We start from the raw sequence: 18,024 nt of genomic DNA on the forward strand, positions 1-18,024 counted from the left end.
GGGGAGAGATAATGTCCATTTTCTCATCTCTTCCACCAGACATTCTCCAATGGTCTGCCATTTTTCTTTCAATTATCATTGAAGCTTTACCCTTTGTTTTGCTAGGAACAATTCTTTCTGGTTTTATTGAAGTCTTTATCACTCCAGAAATTGTGCAACGCTATTTACCTAAACAAAAGTTTTTAAGAATTCTTTTTGGGAGCTTAATTGGCTTTGTCTTTCCTTCTTGTGAATGTGGTATTATTCCTATTATTAATCGTTTTTTGGAAAAAAAAGTGCCCTCTTATACAGCCATTCCATTTTTAGCAACGGCACCAATTATTAATCCCATCGTGCTCTTTGCTACCTACTCTGCATTTGGCAACTCTTTACGCTTTTTATTCTTGAGATTACTTGGCGCACTTATTGTGGCGCTCTTCCTAGGCATATTATTAGCCTATTTTACCGATGAGGATATTCTTAAGGAATCGGCAGAGCCTGTTCATTACCATGATTACTCACACGAGAAATGGTCTAAAAAAGTTTATTTTGCCTTAGTGCATGCCATTGATGAATTCTTCGACACTGGTCGTTATTTAGTTTTTGGAACATTGATTGCCTCTGGTATGCAAATCTTTGTTCCCACTAAAATCTTAACAAGCATTGGGCATAACCCAATTACTGCTATCCTTACGATGATGCTTCTAGCCTTTATACTATCACTTTGTAGTGAAGCAGATGCCTTTATTGGTGCCTCATTACTGACCACCTTTGGATTTGCTCCCATATTAGCCTTTCTATTAATTGGACCAATGGTTGATATCAAGAATCTAATGATGATGCTTAATTCGTTTAAAAAAGCCTTTATTATCCAATTCATTTCTGTTTCAGTTTCTGTGATAATCCTATATTGTTTACTTGTGGGGGTGGTATCATGATTCGCTTTTTAATTTTAGCTGCTTATTTTGAATTAACCATGTACCTAGAGCTATCTGGAAAATTGGATCAATATATCAACATTCAGTATTCTTACCTTGCCTATATTTCAATGGTTTTATCTTTTATCTTAGCTACTGTCCAACTTTATACTTGGATGAAGAACATTAAAGTTCATAGCCATTTAACTGGGAGAATGGCAAAGCTGACTAGCCCATTTATTGTCGTCTTCCCTGTTTTGGTTGGACTTCTAATACCAACCGTCAGCTTAGATTCGACAACGGTTTCAGCTAAAGGCTATACATTCCCATTAGCTGCTGGTTCCTCAAAAAAGGGCGTCAGTGATGATGGCACAAAAGTCCAATATCTTAAGCCAGATACCAGTTTATATTTCACCAAATCAGCTTATCAGAAAGAAATGCGTAAAGAATTGGAAAAATATAAAGGAAAACAACCTATCCATATTAGCAGTAAGAATTATATGGAAATCATGGAATTGATCTATCTTTACCCGGATGAATTTAGCGACCGAGATATTTCCTATACTGGCTTTGTTTATAATGAACCTGGACATACCGATCATCAATTTCTTTTTAGATTTGGCATTATTCACTGTATTGCAGACTCTGGTGTCTATGGACTATTGACGACTGGAAATAAAGTTTCATATAAAAATAACACTTGGTTAACATTAAAGGGGAACATTAAGACTGAATACAATAAAGATCTGCAACAGACTCTTCCTGTACTTCATATCAATGAGGTTCATCAAGTAAGTAAACCTGATAACCCATATGTCTATCGTATTTTTTAATCATGCTTATTAAAAGGTCATCTCAAAAGATTAATATCTCTTGAGATGACCTTTTTTGTAAACTAAGCTTTTTTCAACTGTTATAGCAGGGTCACTCCATGCCAAGTTTTTGTAATCTTAACATTGATGTCTATAAGATTTTACAAGCAGGTTTTTGATGACACTTTTACTACTCTCATTTTAAGATAAAAAAACAAACTCCCCTTAATAGAAAGTTTGTTTTCTTTTGCAACTTCCATCTTTTGGGGAAGTTTTTATAGTCTATCTTTTAATTTTTCAACAAAGAGATAGGCCGCTGGACAAATTAGAGTATTTTTTATGGTTAACTGATTGATTTGATAGATTTTTTTGCGATCAGTATGTGGAAATTCACGACACGCCTTTGGTCGAACATCATAAATACTACATAAATTATCATCTCCTAAAAAAGGACAGGGCATGGACTGAAAAATCTTATCACCATCTTCATCAACCTGCAAAAACATATCTTCAAATACCGGCATTTTCATCCTAAAATGCTTTGAAATCCGTTGGATATCTGCTTCAGTAAACAAGGGACCAAGTGTTCGACAACAATTAGCACATTTGGTACAGTCGATTTCCCGAAAAACTTCTTGATGAATTTCCTGAACAATTTTATCTAGGTTCTTGGGGGCTTTCTTTTTTAAGGTTGCCAAAAATTTGCGATGTTCAGCTTGTTTTTGCTGTGCCAAATTTTTATACTTTACCAAGTCTATAGGTGTTTGTGACATGTTTTCTCCTCTAGTAGAAAGACAAGGTAACTAAATGATATCACCAAGTAAGCCTTTCATGAATTCTTCCGAGTCAAATTGCCCAATATCATCAATTTTTTCGCCAAAGCCGATGAACTTAACTGGAATGTCCAATTCTTGTCTGATGGCTAATACGACACCACCTTTTGCTGAGCCATCAATTTTCGTCAAAATAAGGCCAGTTAATGACATAATTTTTGAGAATTCTTTAGCTTGACTTAGTGCATTTTGACCTGTTGAGGCATCTAGTGCCAATAAGGTTTCATGTGGTGCATCTGGAATAACACGCTTAATGATACGACCCATTTTTTCAAGCTCTGCCATAAGGTTTTCTTTATTTTGTAATCGACCTGCTGTATCGATCAGCAAGATATCAACATGTTCAGCAACAGCACGTTCTACGCCATCAAAGACTACAGATGCAGGATCTGCTTTTTCAGGTCCAACAACAACAGGAACATCAACGCGTCTGCCCCACTCAGCAAGCTGAGCGACTGCACCTGCTCGGAAAGTATCTGCGGCAACTAGCATGACTTTTTTGCCTTCATTTTTATATTTGTAAGCTAATTTACCAATTGATGTTGTTTTCCCAACGCCATTAACACCTACAAAAAGCATGACTGTCAAGCCCGCTTGATAGTTAACAGCTTCATTATAGATACCATCTTTTTCATAAATATCTACTAACTTTTGGATAACAACCCGTCTGAGAGCTTCTGGTTTCTTAGCATTTTCCAATTTCGCTTCTTGACGGAGCTCCTCGGTTAACTTTGTAGCAACTGTCACACCAACATCAGATAAAATAAGCAATTCTTCTAATTCTTCGAAAAACTCTTCATCTACGCTTCTAAAATTAGCAAAGAAGGCATTGAGACGAGCCGAAAAGCCCGTTCTGGTCTTAGCTAAACTACGGTCATATTTTTCTTGGTTACTTTCACTGCTTTCAGTAGCCATTAAGGCGTCAGAATTGCTTACATCTTTTGTTTCTTGCGTTTGGTATTTCCCTTGTCGGATATCCTCTTCAAAAGCTGCCTTTCGTTTATAATAGTCAGCCATCAGCTCCATGCTAGCAGTTGAAGGCTGAACAGTAGCTGGCTCAGCAATGTCAGTAGAAGAAAAAGTCGCTTCTTTTTTTGACAGCTGATCCGACGACTCCAGAGGCATTGTCTCAGAATTGATAAAACTATCATCACTTGCTGTTTTTTCCTCTTTTTTGTCAGCAACCACATCTTCTGTGTCCATTGTTGATGTCTCAACAATCTCTTGAATATCAAGTTTATCTTCGAAATCATCACTATCTTCTACGACTGTGATGTCTTCTTTATCCAAGTTGGCTGATAAGTCAGGCTCGTCTTCTATGATGTTAAATTCATTATCATTATCACCATCATAAAAAGGAATATCTTTGACGAAGTCATCAACAGATTTAGCATCCAATAGGTCATCTGTTTGTGGTGACATGTCCATTGGAAAAACTTCTTCAAATTGCTCTTCCTCAGCAACTTGCTCAATTTTTTCTGATTCCAATAGGCCTTCTTGTTTTTTCTCTTTTTCTTTTTTATGTCCAAATAGACGATCAAATAATCCCATTAGCCTTCCTCCCTCAAAATGTATTTATGAATTGCTTGTGCAACACCAGACTGATCATTAGTTGAAGTTGTGACTTGATCTGCAACCAGTTTCACCTCTGCTACCGCGTTAGCCATTGCAACACCGAGGCCAGCCCATTTTAACATGGACAAATCATTGGCTTCATCACCCATAGCCATCACGTTCTTTTCTTCAAAGCCAAGGTGTTGACATAAAAGGTTCAAGCCAAATGCTTTATCAATTCCTTTTGGCATGACTTCAAAAATAATATCACGCGACTTAAATGCTTCGTAATTCACAAATAAGTCTTGATTTGCTTTAGCAAGCTGCTGATCCAAATAAGTCGCATCCGTAACCGTTACAATTTTATTATACACAATATCTTGTTTCAATTCTTCAATGTCATTAATTTCAATAAAAGTTAACAAGGGATTGGCTAGGTGATATTGGGAATGTCGGCCCTCAGAACTTGGAATACTGTAGACCGTTCCATCACTCAATATATCTGTCGGCAAGCCAATGCTATCTAATTCGCGATGAATAGTTTTAACATCAGTTAAAGATAAACTCCGCTTTTCTAAAATATGACCTGTATTTTTTTGAACCAAACCACCATTAAACGTAATGGAATAATCTGTGTCACTCACTAAATCAAGCTCTTCCAAAAGGTTGCCAATAGCTTTTAATGGCCGGCCAGTTGTAATAACCACTTTAACCCCTTTTTCACGAGCCGCCTTCAAGGCTGCCTTATTGGCATCTGTGACTGTTTTTTCACTTGTAAAAAGCGTCCCATCAAGATCTAAAGCTAAAATTTTAATATCAGACATTTTCCACCATCCCTTCTAAATAGGTCAAAACGGAAGCCTCATTACAGTGGCCGATAACCTGCTGACTGATGGCTTTAATTTCTGGTCTAGCATTTTCTGTGGCAATCGCTGTGCCCACATATTCAAGCATTTGAAAATCGTTCAAATTATCTCCAAAAGCCACGACCTGGTTGGCTTCAATGCCCAAAGCTTGGCAAAGGTGTTCCATACCAAAACCTTTATTGACCTCTGATAGAATGACATCAATGGAATCAAAACCAGTTGTTACAGCAGTGACATATGGCAACTCCCGATCCAACCAATCACTTCCTTCTAAAACAGTATCTCCTGTAAAAGTCGTTGTGATCTTATAAATAGCATCGTCGTCCATTTCATCAAAATCAGAAATAAGTTGAACATTTTCGTAGTAATGATGAATTTTCTCAATATAGTCTTGCTTAGCACCTTTTAAAATATAGGCTGCTTTTTGTCCAGAAAATGTCAATCCAGCACCAGTATAATGTGGATTCAAAAGAATTTTTTGAGAAATATCCATGTATTGTTCTTTTGACAAAGACTCAGAAAAAATGACTTTTCCCTGATATTGAACAACTGAGCCATTTTCAGCAATCACCGCAATCTGATCCAAATAGTCTTTAAACAACTCATCTATGGCTAAAACAGAGCGACCACTTGCTACTGTAAAAATAATGCCTTGTTCAGCAAGTTTTGGCAATAAGTTTGACAAACGCTCCTTATCATAAGTACCATCTTCTTTTAAGAAGGTTCCATCCATATCTGTAGCAACTAATTTTATCATAATCTCCTACTTCTTTTTTCTTACGACAAATAACTTAATTCTTCAGATTCCTTCAGTTTAACAGAAACAACTTTCGAGACCCCTGATTCTTGCATAGTAATACCGTAAATGCTATCTGCAGCAGCCATTGTACCCTTACGGTGTGTAACAACGATAAATTGGCTATCCTTGTCAAAACGATTGAGGTAGTCCCCAAAACGTTTAACGTTAGCTTCATCTAAAGCGGCCTCAACCTCATCTAAGATAACAAAAGGAATTGTTTTAACACGGATAATGGCAAATAGCAAAGCTAAAGCAGATAAAGCTTTCTCCCCACCAGACATAAGATTGAGTGACTGAATCTTCTTCCCAGGAGGTTGCACGGAAATTTCCACTCCTGCTGTGAGTAAGTCACTATCTGTAAGAACTAAATCAGCTGAGCCACCACCAAACATTTGGGTAAAAGTTTCTTTAAAGCTCTCACGAATTGCTTCAAAAGTTACCTTAAAGCGGGCTTTGACTTCACTATCCATATTCCCAATAGTTCCAAGTAGCATGTCCTTTGCACGGTTCAAATCAGCTTTTTGTCCATTTAAAAATTCCAGACGGTCAGCTACTTCATCATACTGCTCAATTGCATCTAAGTTAATTGGACCTAACTGTTTGATTTTTCTTTGTAATTGTTTCAGAGTCTCTTTGGCAGCCATACTATCTTCAATTGGTCGACAGGTTGCTTTTGCATCCTCTAATGTCATTTGGAATTCTTCGACCAAGGATTTAGCGTAGCCACGTAATCTATCTGATAGCTGGTCAAGTTCAGACTCCAATTTAGTTTGTCTTCTGATGAAGGTTTCATTTTGCGCATGGAGATTGTTTAAAGACACTTCCAATTCTTCAAGCAATGCTGCTAAATCATCATTTTCAAAACGCAATTGAACTAATCGCTCTTCAACAGATTGCTTACTTTCTGCCAATTGAAGCATTTTCTTCTCCAAACTTGGTAGTTGATCAATATGTTCTTGCGAGATTTGATGTGTCAGCAATTCTTCTTGTTGGCTAATTTGTTCTTGTGTGGTTTGAATCTGAACAAGCAATGTTTGAAGATTAGTCCGCTCAAAGCGTTGCTCATTTAACAAGTCACGTTCTTTAAGGCGTTTTTGTGACAACTCCTCTACAACATGATTTTTCGTATCCGTAATAGCATCTTTATTACTCTTAATATCATCAATATCATGAGTCAACTTGTCTTTTTGTTCAGCTAAACCTTCTAATTGTTCGTTTAGTCGTAATTTATCCTCCTGATAGTTAGCTAAGAGTGATGTCTGATCTTTTTGATTGAGAACAGCCAACAAAGCTCTGGCATCATCAAATTGATTTTTTACTTGTTGATAAAAAAGACTAGCTTTTTGCTCGGCTAAGCGAGCCTGCTCACCAGATTGTTTGATCTCTTCTAACTCTTTTTGCTTATTAAGCAAGTGTTGATTTAAGTCTGCAACCAGTTTTTCTTGACCTTTTAAGTCTTGGTTGATTTGCAATAGCTCTGCTGAGACCTGATCTAATTCTGGCTGAATAAAAGTGGAATTATTCTGTTTGTTAGCTCCTCCTGAGAAGGATCCCCCTGGACGAAGTTCTGTACCGTCTAGGGTAACAATTCTCACCTTATAATTCAATTTCTTGGCTGCGCTATTAGCATGATCAATGGTATCAAAAATTGCCGTCACGTTAAGCAAGTTTTTGATGATAGCGTCAACATGACCTTCATAAGACACTAAAGAATGCGCTGTTCCCAAGTAACCTGGGCTTGCTTCTAATTGCTTTTGGAAATTATCTACTAAATAACGAGCCTTAATCGTTGTTAAGGGCAAGAAAGTCGCACGCCCTAGACGATTTTTCTTCAAAAAGGCAATAGCATTTTTGGCAGCTGCTTCATTTTCGACGATAATATGTTGACTACTTGCGCCAAGTGCAACTTCCATGGCTGTTTGGATATCTTTATCAAAATTCAGGTGCTCACTGACAGCTCCAAGAATGCCACCAATGGTATCGGCATTTTGCAGTACTGATCTAACACCCGCAAAAAATTGACTATGACTTTTTTGAATAGACTCCAAACTAGCTTGACGTGCTTCCTTGGCTTTTTTCTTATCAAGGATATCAAAGAGTTTACTTTGCTCCTCTTGATAATGGTCTTGCTGTCTAGATACTAGTTTCTCTATTTCTTGATAATCTGTTAATAACTGAGCGACTTGCTCTTGACTTTCTTGATAAGCTGTTAGAGCTGCTTCATTTTCTTTTGTTAAGCGGTCAACTTTTTGGCTCGTTTCTTGGTAATCCTTATCTTGATTAGCCTTTGCTTGTTGTTCCTTTTCAATAGTTGCATTCAAGAGACTCAGTTTATTTGATAAATCAGCTTCTTGTTGCATCAGTCCAACATAGTCTTCTCGTAGCGTCTCAATTAGTTGGTCTGGATCCGTTGAAAACCGATTTAACTCTTCTGTTAGCTGTAAGACTTCTTGACTGATTTTTGTCAAATCATCACTTACCGTTTCTAGAACCTGTGTCTTTTCTGACTCTTGTTCTTGTAATACTAATAGCTCAGATTGCAACTGCTTAATGCGGATGCTAGTTTCTTCTTTTTTCTCACTCTTTTGGCTTTTTTCCAATTTGATGAGTTCAATTTGTCTTTCTAAATCCGAAAGCGCTTTAGTCAATTCTAAGAGTTGAGATTGTTTATCATCTGTTTCTTTAATAACCAATTGACGTTTAGTCTTTAAGTCCTGATTTTCTTTTTCAAGCTTCTCACGCTTGTGATGATAAGCGACCATGTCTTCTTTTAAAGTTGAAAGCTCTTCTTCTTTAGAGTTTAATTGGTCTTTATCTGCATCAATATCACTAACTAAAACATCCAATTGCAACTGACTTCTATCTTCTTCTAAAAGAAGAAAGGCTTTAGCTGTTTTGGCTTGCTTTTCAAGGGGAGCAATTTGTGTTTCTAATTCATAGACAATATCGTCAAGCCGATCCAAATTGTCTTGCGTTTGATTGAGTTTGCTTTCTGTTTCCTTTTTACGTGTTTTATATTTCAAAACACCTGCAGCTTCTTCAAAGATAGCGCGTCGTTCTTCTGCTTTACTATTAAAGATTTCTTCAACACGCCCTTGCGAGATAATTGAGAAGGAGTCTTTACCTAAGCCTGTGTCCATAAATAAATCATGGATATCACGGAGTCTAACTTTTTTTCTATCGATCAGATAGTCGCTATCCCCATTTCGATAGATGTGACGCTCCACACGAATTTCTTTGTTAGCATCTTTGATAAAATTATCTGAATTATCTAAAATAACAGCAACTTCAGCAAAGTTTAAGGCATTCCGACTCTCGGTTCCAGCAAAAATAATATCGGGCATCTTGCCTCCGCGAAGGCTTTTTGCACTCGACTCCCCTAAGGCCCATCTCAAGCTTTCAGTGACATTACTTTTACCTGAACCATTTGGACCAACTACTGCTGTCACACCTTTATCAAATTCAATTTTTGTTTTATCTGCAAAGGATTTAAACCCTTGCATTTCAATTCTTTTTAAAAACATCTATTCCTCTTTTAACTGCTTAAGAGCATTCTTAGCAGCAGCTTGTTCGGCTAATTTTTTTGATTTACCTTTTCCGTGACTTAGCAGTTGATCATTTGATAAAACAGCTACCTCAAAAATCTTGGCGTGAGCAGGGCCATCTTCATTGACAACTTTGTAATCAATTAGAATATCCCCTTGTGCTTGTAGCAGCTCTTGCAAACACGTTTTATAGTCTTTTACTTGTTCAAAATTACCCTTTTCAACTTGGGGAATCATTACCTGATATAAAAATTGACGAACTTTTTCGACACCTTTATCCAATAAAAGAGCACCTAGGAAGGCTTCAAATAAATCCCCTAGTATCGTATCACGATCTCTACCACCTGATTTTTCTTCACCTTTGCCCAGTTTGATATAATTGTCAAAACTACAAAAACGTGAAAAGCCTGCTAAACTTTCTTCACGTACAATCATTGACCGTTGTTTTGACATATCACCCTCAGCTTTATTTGGATACTTTTCAAATAGATATTCTGAGATGATCAATTGAAGAACAGCGTCTCCTAAAAATTCCAAACGTTCATTATGTGAAATGTTTAGGAGGCGATGCTCATTAGCGTAGGAAGTATGTGTAAAGGCAGTTTCTAGCAAGTTTATATCAGCAAAAGTAATATCAAATGACTCTTTCAGTAAAGCTTCTAACTTTTTCATGTTTTCTCCTTTTCCTTTGTCTACAAAGAGACTAGTCTATTATACCAAAAAAAACAGCTAGAAGCTTGATCTAACTGATTTTTAAATAATTAAACTGTACTCAAATATCTGTCAAAGGGCAGGCACTGTCTGGAGAGGTATCATAAACCTTAAAGTCGGTTCCAACAGCAAGGTCTGCCATAGCCAGTTGATTTTCCATGGTCATATGCGCAAGCTCTTTGATGTTATTTTCTTTACTCAAGTGCCCAAGATAGATTTTCTTAGTTGCATTCCCCATGCTTCTTATTATTGCTTGTGCACCGTCTTCATTAGAAAGGTGACCTTTGTCTGATAAAATGCGTTGTTTTAGACTCCATGGGTAGGCACCAGATCGTAATATTTCAATATCATGATTGGACTCAATTAAGTAGCCATCAGCATTTTCGATAATTCCTGACATTCGGTCTGATACATAGCCTGTATCTGTAAGCATAACGAAAGATTTATTATCTTTCATAAAACGATAAAACTGAGGATCTTGGGCGTCATGACTGACACCAAAACTTTCAATATCAATATCCCCAAAGGTCATAACTTTATCTCTATCAAAAATATGTTTATGTGCAGTATCAATTTTCCCGATCATTTGACGGTCATCTATGATTTTCCAGGTATTTTGATTAGCATAGATATCTAAATCATACTTTCTTGCCAGCACCCCCACTCCTTTAATGTGGTCTGAGTGTTCATGGGTAATTAAGATAGCATCCAAGTCTTCAGGTTTCCGATCAATTTCTGCTAACAGACTCGTAATTTTTTTCCCAGTCAGCCCTGCATCAATTAATATTTTTTGTTTTGGAGTTTCCAAATAAAAACAATTGCCTGTTGATCCAGAGGCTAAAATACTATATTTAAATCCAATATTCTTCATAAATTTAGTCGATTTCATCCTCCCATTCATCAACATCATCATACATCACTGCTTCTTTATCATATGGTAAAACGATTGTAAATGTTGATCCCTTACCATATTCACTTTTGGCCCAAATAAAACCTTGGTGTTGCTTGATAATTTCTTTAGCAATCGCTAAACCTAAACCAGTTCCACCCTGAGCCCTACTTCTAGCTTTATCAACCCGATAAAATCGGTCAAAAATGAGTGGTAAATCTTTTTTTGGAATCCCTAATCCTTGGTCAGAGATAGAAATAATTAACTGATTGTCAGTCGTCTTCATTTTTACCCTAATTTTGCCACCATCTGGTGAATACTTGATAGCATTGTTTAGAATATTTTCTACAACTTGTGTTATCTTATCATTATCAATTTCAACCCAAATAGAATTAATCGGGTAATCCCGAATAATTTCATAACTTTTACCAGAAACGGTATTTTGATTTTTCACCAAATCAAATCGGTTCAAGATAGATGTCATAAAAGCAGTGAAATTCGTCATTTCAACAGTTATGTGTGTTGCTTGATTATCAATTCTTGATAGATTCAAAAGATCAGTAATCATACGCATCATTCGGTTTGTCTCATCTAAAGAGACTTTGATAAAGCTCGGTGCAATATCTTCTTTAAGAGCACCTTCGTCTAGTGCTTCTAAATATGATTTTACCGATGTCAGAGGTGTTCGTAACTCATGACTAACATTGGATACAAACAGACGACGTTCTCTTTCTTCTTTTTCTTGTTCAGTAGTATCGTGTAGAACGACAACTAAACCAGAAATAAAGCCACTTTCTCGTCTATTCAAAGCAAACCTTAAACGAAGAGAATTAAATTCACCTGTTTCATCACGACGATTTATTGTTACAATCGGTGTTTTAGACACAAGTTCTCTGTAGGTATATGGCTCATCTGCATCCAATAGATCTGTGATGTTTTTCTCCATCGCTTCTTCTTTAGTCATATTTAATTGCTTTTGAGCAGTCTCATTAATCATTAAAATTTGACCAGACCTGTCAGTAGCTAGGACACCATCAGTCATATAAGCCAAAATAGAAGCCAAGCGATTTTTTTCTTGAGCTAAATTTTCATGGGTTAAACGAAAGACATCTGACAAATCATTTAACTGTTCAGACAAGTCCATCAATTCCAAATCAGCCTTTAAATTAATATCATCCGTATATCGACCGTTTATCAAGTCCCTGATTTTTTGACTCATTTGTCTAATAATTTTTGCATTTCGATAATCCCTAACAGCTAAGTGAATAAAGTAAACTGCAACAAATATTAAAAGAATCAGGATTGATAATTCAAATAAGGATAAATTTCCTATAACGTTATTAGTCATGTGCCTTCATATAATAGCCAACACCGCGTCTTGTTAATATGTATTCAGGACGGCTAGGCGTATCTTCAATTTTTTCTCTCAAACGACGTACAGTAACGTCAACAGTACGAACATCTCCAAAATAATCATAACCCCAAACCGTTTCTAACAAATGTTCGCGTGTCATGACCTGACCAATATGATTGGCCAAATGATGAAGAAGTTCAAATTCACGATGTGTTAATTCAACTTCATTACCATATTTTTTGGCTACGAAGGCATCCGGAAGAATCTGAAGATTACCTATCGTCAATTCTTGTGTTCCCGACGAAGCATTCTCTTCTGCGACTGCTGTTTCAATGGTCTCAGTTCTTCTTAAATGAGCTTTTACACGGGCTAATAATTCACGATTTGAAAAAGGTTTGGTCACATAATCGTCCGCTCCAATTTCAAGACCAATCACTTTATCAAACTCACTATCTTTTGCTGATAGCATAATAATAGGAATATGGCTTGTTTTACGAATTTCTTTTGCAACTTCTAAACCATCTAACTCTGGTAACATCAAATCAAGAATGACCAAATCCGGCTTTTCCTCTTCAAAGGCTGTAACCGCTTCACGACCATCAAATGCCGTAATTGTTTCATACCCTTCTTTAGTTAAATTAAATTTGATGATATCTGAAATTGGCTTTTCATCATCAACAATCAGAATTTTTTTCATTGGAAAACTCCTCAATCTTATTTTTGTTGCCAAAAGCTTGAAACAATTGGCCTTTTCATATTCGTATCCCAATGATTATACCAAATTTAAAGCGTAAAAGACAATTGCAACTATCAGATTGAAAAAAATCTTATCCTAATCTAAATATTCTGAAAATATTGACGTAAGTGTCATAATATGATAAAATGACTTCATCGATTTTTATGTCAGAAAAACTAACACTAAAACAATAAGAAGGAGACCTTATGGCACTAATTGAATTCAAAGATGTCGAAAAATACTATGGGGATTATCACGCATTAAAAACTATTAACTTGAGTATCGAGAGTGGTCAGGTAGTGGTTCTTCTCGGGCCATCAGGTTCTGGAAAATCTACTCTAATCAGAACTATCAATGGTTTAGAAAAAATTGATTCTGGTAGTTTAATTGTCAATAATAAAGAAATTGCTGGAAAAACAGCAAAAGAATTAGTTGAGTTACGTAAGGAAGTTGGCATGGTTTTCCAACATTTTAACCTTTACCCTCACAAAACCGTCTTAGAAAATGTCACTTTAGCTCCCATTAAGGTGCTAGGATTATCAAAAAAAGAAGCTTTAGAACGCGCTGAAAAATTTTTGACCTTTGTTAACATGTGGGATCGTAAAGATTCCTATCCATCCATGTTATCTGGTGGTCAAAAACAAAGAATTGCCATCGCCAGAGGATTAGCTATGCAACCTGAACTTCTTCTATTTGATGAACCTACTTCTGCGCTCGACCCAGAAACAATTGGTGACGTCCTTGCTGTTATGCAAAATCTAGCAGCAGATGGTATGAATATGATTGTAGTAACTCACGAAATGGGATTTGCTCGTGAGGTTGCCGATCGTATTATCTTTATGGCGGATGGTGAGATTTTAGAAGACACAACCGATGTTGCAAACTTCTTTGACAATCCAAAAGAGCCACGTGCAAAGCAATTCTTAAGTAAAATCATTAACCATACAAGTGATCGTGTGCAAGCTAAGAAAAAAACAAAAGCTTAAGGAGGTAGCGAGATGAGTAAATTGAAAAAATTACTGGGTCTTCTCTTTCTTCTTCTGTTAAGTTTATCCAATATTCATCCAGTTCATGCTAATAGTAATAAATGGCTAAATGCTCCAGAAGTAAAGAAAATAAAAAAAGCTGGCATCATTAAAGTTGGTGTTAAACAAGACGTCCCAAACTTTGGCTACTACAGTCCGGATACAGGGAAGTACGAAGGTATGGAGGTCGAATTAGCTAGGGATATTGCAAAATCCTTAGGTGTTAAAGTAGAATTTACTGCTGTAACTGCTCAGACACGTGAAGCTTTGTTAGATAATGGCCAATTGGATATTATTATTGCAACCTACACGATTACTCCTGAACGACAAGCAAACTATTCTTTTTCAAAACCTTATTATCTTGATGAAGTTGGATTTTTAGTTAATAAAGCAGATGGCTTTTCTTCTATCAAATCACTCAATCACAAAACAATTGGGGTTGCTCAAGGCTCAACAACAAAAACTGCCATTGAAGAATTTGCTAAAACACATCATTTAAGCTTTAATTTTGTCCAACTAGGGTCCTATCCAGAACTGGCTATTTCCCTTTATTCGACACGAATCAGTGCTTTTTCCGTTGATAAATCCATTTTAACTGGTTACCAAAGCAAACAAACTAAAATTTTATCTGACGGTTTTAATCAGCAAGCCTACGGAATTGCCAGTCGCAAAAGTAACCAAAAACTCACCTACTATATCAATGATCTTATTAGCCAATGGCAAAAAGATGGTCACCTAAAGAGCATTTATAACAAGTACCATCTAAAACCTGCCAAAGCAAATAAGTAAGAAAGGAGCAATTTATCATGTTATTAGTATCAGTAACCAGTCCATTTGCCCTTTCCAGATGGCAAGCATTTTTCCAAAATATCGATATTTTCCTTAAAGCCTTTTTATATACCTTAGGCATGTCAATTGGTGCCTTACTCTTAGCCCTCATTTTAGGAACTATCTTTGGTGCCATGTCAACTTCAAAAAAGAAGGGGCTTCGAACAATTGCCCGGATCTATGTTGAACTTTATCAAAACACACCGCTACTTGTTCAAATGGTTTTTGTCTTTTATGGATTAGCCATTATATCACATGGACATATCATGATTTCTACATTTATGACGGCTGTGCTTTGTGTCGGCATTTATCATGGAGCCTATATCGCGGAAGTTATCCGTTCGGGAATTGAAGCTGTGCCTCAGGGCCAAACTGAAGCTGCATTAGCGCAAGGTTTTACATATGAACAAACGATGAGTCTTATCATATTGCCACAAGCCTTACGAACAATTCTTCCACCAATGACAAACCAAGTCGTTAGTTTAATCAAAAATACTTCTATTGTTGCTATCATTTCTGGTGCAGATATCATGTTCACAGCCAAAGCATGGGCTTATGACACAACAAATTATATCCCTGCCTTTGCTGGTGCTGCAGTTCTCTACTTCATTCTATGTTACCCACTAGCACATTGGGCACGTCACAAGGAAGAAGAAAATAAGAAAACCTATTCTGTATAAAAGGAGGAAAGCAAATGTCAGAATTATTTACAGGAGCCAACCTTGCTTTTATATTAGAAGGTTTGGGACTAACACTTTATATCTCAATCGTTTCAATTATCTTATCTACCATTTTTGGAACGATCCTAGCTATTATGCGAAACGGGAAAAATACATTACTAAGAGTCATTGCCAGCGTCTACATTGAATTTGTTAGAAATGTACCTAACTTACTTTGGATCTTCATTATCTTTTTAGTTTTTCAAATGAAATCAACCCCCGCTGGTATTACCGCTTTTACTGTCTTCACTTCTGCAGCTTTAGCAGAAATTATCCGAGGCGGTTTGAATGGTGTAGACCATGGGCAAACAGAAGCCGGTTTATCTCAAGGCTTAAGACCTTCACAAGTATTTCTTTTAATCGTCTTTCCTCAAGCCATTCGAAAAATGTTACCAGCAATTATTTCCCAATTTGTTACGGTAATTAAAGACACATCACTCTTATACTCTGTCATTGCCATTCAAGAATTGTTCGGTAAAAGTCAGATACTAATGGGTAAATTTTTTCAAGCCAAAGACGTTTTTGCTCTATATGCTCTTATCACAGCAATATATTTTATCATTAACTTCATCATTTCTACGCTATCAAGACGACTTGCAAAGAAATGGGCTCAGGCCAACTAAAAAAGGATCTTCTGATCCTTTTTTAATCCCTAAAATGCCATAATTTAAGTAATCTGATTTTCCACTTGTAATAACAACTTTGCTTTTTAACATATCGGTAAGGGCTCCTTCCCTTATAGCCATAGTATCCTTTTCCATTGAAATAGGAATGATCAAAGTCACCAATAGTATGGTTATACCATCGTTTCATAATTAACTTTGGTGATCGGTAGCCTTTTGATATCGTTCGTCTAAACTGAGGATCGTGACGTCTGATTGGGTCAACATCTAAATCCCAATGCCGCTTTCCTTGTGTCCCATAGTTAAAACTCGCTCCATTAATAACCCCACGTTCAGTCACAGTTTCAGCATCCGTTTCATTTAAGAAATGGCCATAGCTATCTAAAATAAATTCTGTATGGAAATTCATTAACAGTTTCATATTATAAGATACCTCGTTATCAGGAAATAGAACACAATTTTTTTCAAATTTCAACTTATTATGCAAGCGAGAAGATTCCTTGAAGGAATAATCCACCTGCTTTCGCCAGAAAAATGGCCCCCGTTTTTTCCTTAAATAACGCATCAGAGCTTGGGCATCGCTCATCCCTTCTTTTTTAAAATGATTTCTAACATACTGAGCTTGTTGACTTGAAATAATATATCTAAACTGGTGAAGGCCTTTTTGCAAAGTCCCCTGTTCACCAAGACTTCGTACAGGAAAGGCCTGATTAACTTGCGCAGCAAATTCTCCCCAAAATAAGTGACTTGGTTCCAAATCCGGATGAAAGTTTTCCAAAATAGTCTTCGTCTCCTCAACTGCTCCACTAAGTTCTTCTGGAAGCTTTGCCATTTTCAAAACCACATGTAAAACTAATTTAGGATTGTCATCATTTTTATGTAAGTTCCAGTAGTTTAAAAATAAGGGAGAGCCAATCCGAACATCAATCGTTCGCTCCTTGACACATAAGATCAAATCATCTTTTTGCCAGCCAATAGTAGCTAAAAAGCGTAAAGCATTGTACTTTCTTTCGATGTGATTCATAGCCACCGTCGTTCTCCCTCAATTATTTGTTTTATTATAGCTTATTTAGAAAAAAATCACACAATAAAAAGGACTTTTTCAGTCCTTTTTATTACATCATACCTAAAATCATTTTGAAGATAAGTGCTCCTGTAACCCCACCTACAATAGGGGCAATCACTGGAATCCAAGCATATGACCAGTCAGAATCGCCTTTGTTCGGAATTGGTAAGATTGCGTGAACAATACGAGGACCTAAATCTCGGGCTGGGTTAATAGCGTAACCCGTTGTTCCACCTAAAGAGAAGCCGATTGCCATTACAACAATCCCAACAATAAGTGGACCAAATCCTGCAGCCACTTTATTTGGACCAATTGCCATAACCGTAATAACTAAAACAGCTGTTCCCAAAGCTTCACCTAGGAAGTTTGACCACTTATGACGAATTGCTGGTCCAGTAGAGAAACAGGCTAAAATAGTTGCTGCATCTTCAGTTTCTTTCCAATGTGGGAAATAATGTAAGAAGACTAGTGCAGCACCAACCATAGCACCCAAAAATTGTGCTGTCAAATAAGTCGCTACCTGCGACCAAGGTAAAGCCCCAATTGCAGCCATTGCCAACGTTACAGCAGGATTTAAGTGTGCACCACTTAAAAATCCTGTAATATAAACAGCCACGGTTACAGCAAAGCCCCAACCAAGAACTATTGCAACCCAACCACTTGCTTCAGCTTTGGTTTTTCTAAGGCAAATGGCAGAAACGACACCATCACCTAAAAGAACTAAAACTAAGGTCCCAAGGAATTCACCGATAAAATTCATTGTATCTC

General features: G+C 36.7%; 17 protein-coding genes. 6 read left to right on the plus strand and 11 right to left on the minus strand.

What is annotated here, in order from left to right:
• Positions 1–11 precede the first annotated feature (11 nt).
• Together ACVRZD_RS01900 and ACVRZD_RS01905 are read left to right on the plus strand one after the other, a co-directional pair.
• Positions 12–917, plus strand: a complete 906-nt coding sequence (locus ACVRZD_RS01900; RefSeq protein ID WP_447450210.1) for a permease — start codon at positions 12–14, stop codon at positions 915–917.
• Complete coding sequence (locus ACVRZD_RS01905; RefSeq protein ID WP_037625073.1) at positions 914–1,729, plus strand: TIGR03943 family putative permease subunit; 816 nt, start codon at positions 914–916, stop codon at positions 1,727–1,729. Before ACVRZD_RS01900 ends, ACVRZD_RS01905 begins: the two co-directional genes overlap by 4 nt.
• Positions 1,730–1,983: 254 nt before the next feature.
• Here the strand turns inward: ACVRZD_RS01905 and ACVRZD_RS01910 are convergent, their stop codons facing one another.
• From ACVRZD_RS01910 to vicR, 9 genes are all read right to left on the minus strand, one after another.
• Complete coding sequence (locus ACVRZD_RS01910) at positions 1,984–2,481, minus strand: YkgJ family cysteine cluster protein (RefSeq protein WP_037625075.1); 498 nt, start codon at positions 2,479–2,481, stop codon at positions 1,984–1,986.
• Between the two features lie 30 nt (positions 2,482–2,511).
• Positions 2,512–4,092 (minus strand): signal recognition particle-docking protein FtsY, encoded by a 1,581-nt coding sequence (gene ftsY / locus ACVRZD_RS01915; RefSeq protein ID WP_037625077.1) that lies wholly within the window; start codon positions 4,090–4,092, stop codon positions 2,512–2,514.
• The gene (locus ACVRZD_RS01920; RefSeq protein WP_037625079.1) at positions 4,092–4,919 is read right to left on the minus strand and encodes a Cof-type HAD-IIB family hydrolase; all 828 of its coding nucleotides are present in this window, start codon (positions 4,917–4,919) and stop codon (positions 4,092–4,094) included. The genes ftsY and ACVRZD_RS01920 overlap by 1 nt, the downstream gene beginning before the upstream one ends.
• Positions 4,912–5,718, minus strand: a complete 807-nt coding sequence (locus tag ACVRZD_RS01925) for a Cof-type HAD-IIB family hydrolase (RefSeq protein WP_037625081.1) — start codon at positions 5,716–5,718, stop codon at positions 4,912–4,914. Before ACVRZD_RS01925 ends, ACVRZD_RS01920 begins: the two co-directional genes overlap by 8 nt.
• Positions 5,719–5,738: 20 nt before the next feature.
• Positions 5,739–9,284 carry a chromosome segregation protein SMC gene (smc, locus tag ACVRZD_RS01930; RefSeq protein ID WP_447450211.1) on the minus strand — a complete coding sequence of 1,182 codons (3,546 nt, stop codon included), beginning with the start codon at positions 9,282–9,284 and terminating at the stop codon, positions 5,739–5,741.
• The gene (rnc, locus tag ACVRZD_RS01935; protein WP_447450212.1) at positions 9,285–9,977 is read right to left on the minus strand and encodes a ribonuclease III; all 693 of its coding nucleotides are present in this window, start codon (positions 9,975–9,977) and stop codon (positions 9,285–9,287) included. It lies immediately after the preceding gene.
• A gap of 100 nt (positions 9,978–10,077) precedes the next feature.
• A complete protein-coding gene (walJ, locus tag ACVRZD_RS01940) occupies positions 10,078–10,887 on the minus strand; it encodes an exodeoxyribonuclease WalJ (protein ID WP_037625179.1) in 810 nt (269 codons plus the stop codon).
• A gap of 4 nt (positions 10,888–10,891) precedes the next feature.
• Entirely contained in the window at positions 10,892–12,253 is a 1,362-nt protein-coding gene (gene vicK / locus ACVRZD_RS01945) for a cell wall metabolism sensor histidine kinase VicK (protein ID WP_037625083.1), read from the minus strand.
• Complete coding sequence (gene vicR, locus ACVRZD_RS01950) at positions 12,246–12,956, minus strand: cell wall metabolism response regulator VicR (protein ID WP_037625084.1); 711 nt, start codon at positions 12,954–12,956, stop codon at positions 12,246–12,248. Before vicR ends, vicK begins: the two co-directional genes overlap by 8 nt.
• Positions 12,957–13,201: 245 nt before the next feature.
• On the opposite strand from vicR, the gene ACVRZD_RS01955 reads away from it, so the two are divergent.
• The 4 genes from ACVRZD_RS01955 to ACVRZD_RS01970 are packed head-to-tail and all read left to right on the plus strand — an operon-like array spanning position 13,202 to position 16,190.
• Positions 13,202–13,981: an amino acid ABC transporter ATP-binding protein gene (locus tag ACVRZD_RS01955; protein ID WP_037625086.1), complete on the plus strand. Its 780-nt coding sequence runs from the start codon at positions 13,202–13,204 to the stop codon at positions 13,979–13,981.
• Between the two features lie 12 nt (positions 13,982–13,993).
• The gene (locus ACVRZD_RS01960; RefSeq protein ID WP_037625088.1) at positions 13,994–14,809 is read left to right on the plus strand and encodes a transporter substrate-binding domain-containing protein; all 816 of its coding nucleotides are present in this window, start codon (positions 13,994–13,996) and stop codon (positions 14,807–14,809) included.
• A 17-nt stretch (positions 14,810–14,826) separates the two neighbouring features.
• Positions 14,827–15,528 (plus strand): amino acid ABC transporter permease, encoded by a 702-nt coding sequence (locus ACVRZD_RS01965; protein ID WP_447450213.1) that lies wholly within the window; start codon positions 14,827–14,829, stop codon positions 15,526–15,528.
• A gap of 14 nt (positions 15,529–15,542) precedes the next feature.
• Positions 15,543–16,190 carry an amino acid ABC transporter permease gene (locus ACVRZD_RS01970; RefSeq protein ID WP_037625090.1) on the plus strand — a complete coding sequence of 216 codons (648 nt, stop codon included), beginning with the start codon at positions 15,543–15,545 and terminating at the stop codon, positions 16,188–16,190.
• A 22-nt stretch (positions 16,191–16,212) separates the two neighbouring features.
• Here the strand turns inward: ACVRZD_RS01970 and ACVRZD_RS01975 are convergent, their stop codons facing one another.
• Positions 16,213–17,214 carry a DUF3114 domain-containing protein gene (locus tag ACVRZD_RS01975; RefSeq protein WP_037625181.1) on the minus strand — a complete coding sequence of 334 codons (1,002 nt, stop codon included), beginning with the start codon at positions 17,212–17,214 and terminating at the stop codon, positions 16,213–16,215.
• Positions 17,215–17,305: 91 nt separating this feature from the next.
• Complete coding sequence (locus tag ACVRZD_RS01980) at positions 17,306–18,016, minus strand: MIP/aquaporin family protein (RefSeq protein WP_037625092.1); 711 nt, start codon at positions 18,014–18,016, stop codon at positions 17,306–17,308.
• Positions 18,017–18,024: the final 8 nt, after the last annotated feature.

This window comes from Streptococcus hongkongensis, assembly GCF_053206145.1.

What these genes read in the sequence shown, in the direction of transcription:
- ACVRZD_RS01900 (WP_447450210.1), top strand. Translation starts at nt 12, where the DNA reads ATGTCCATTTTCTCATCTCTTCCACCAGACATTCTCCAATGGTCTGCC.
- ACVRZD_RS01905 (WP_037625073.1), top strand. Translation starts at nt 914, where the DNA reads ATGATTCGCTTTTTAATTTTAGCTGCTTATTTTGAATTAACCATGTAC.
- ACVRZD_RS01910 (WP_037625075.1), bottom strand. Translation starts at nt 2,481, where the DNA reads ATGTCACAAACACCTATAGACTTGGTAAAGTATAAAAATTTGGCACAG.
- ftsY (WP_037625077.1), bottom strand. Translation starts at nt 4,092, where the DNA reads ATGGGATTATTTGATCGTCTATTTGGACATAAAAAAGAAAAAGAGAAA.
- ACVRZD_RS01920 (WP_037625079.1), bottom strand. Translation starts at nt 4,919, where the DNA reads ATGTCTGATATTAAAATTTTAGCTTTAGATCTTGATGGGACGCTTTTT.
- ACVRZD_RS01925 (WP_037625081.1), bottom strand. Translation starts at nt 5,718, where the DNA reads ATGATAAAATTAGTTGCTACAGATATGGATGGAACCTTCTTAAAAGAA.
- smc (WP_447450211.1), bottom strand. Translation starts at nt 9,284, where the DNA reads ATGTTTTTAAAAAGAATTGAAATGCAAGGGTTTAAATCCTTTGCAGAT.
- rnc (WP_447450212.1), bottom strand. Translation starts at nt 9,977, where the DNA reads ATGAAAAAGTTAGAAGCTTTACTGAAAGAGTCATTTGATATTACTTTT.
- walJ (WP_037625179.1), bottom strand. Translation starts at nt 10,887, where the DNA reads ATGAAGAATATTGGATTTAAATATAGTATTTTAGCCTCTGGATCAACA.
- vicK (WP_037625083.1), bottom strand. Translation starts at nt 12,253, where the DNA reads ATGACTAATAACGTTATAGGAAATTTATCCTTATTTGAATTATCAATC.
- vicR (WP_037625084.1), bottom strand. Translation starts at nt 12,956, where the DNA reads ATGAAAAAAATTCTGATTGTTGATGATGAAAAGCCAATTTCAGATATC.
- ACVRZD_RS01955 (WP_037625086.1), top strand. Translation starts at nt 13,202, where the DNA reads ATGGCACTAATTGAATTCAAAGATGTCGAAAAATACTATGGGGATTAT.
- ACVRZD_RS01960 (WP_037625088.1), top strand. Translation starts at nt 13,994, where the DNA reads ATGAGTAAATTGAAAAAATTACTGGGTCTTCTCTTTCTTCTTCTGTTA.
- ACVRZD_RS01965 (WP_447450213.1), top strand. Translation starts at nt 14,827, where the DNA reads ATGTTATTAGTATCAGTAACCAGTCCATTTGCCCTTTCCAGATGGCAA.
- ACVRZD_RS01970 (WP_037625090.1), top strand. Translation starts at nt 15,543, where the DNA reads ATGTCAGAATTATTTACAGGAGCCAACCTTGCTTTTATATTAGAAGGT.
- ACVRZD_RS01975 (WP_037625181.1), bottom strand. Translation starts at nt 17,214, where the DNA reads ATGAATCACATCGAAAGAAAGTACAATGCTTTACGCTTTTTAGCTACT.
- ACVRZD_RS01980 (WP_037625092.1), bottom strand. Translation starts at nt 18,016, where the DNA reads ATGAATTTTATCGGTGAATTCCTTGGGACCTTAGTTTTAGTTCTTTTA.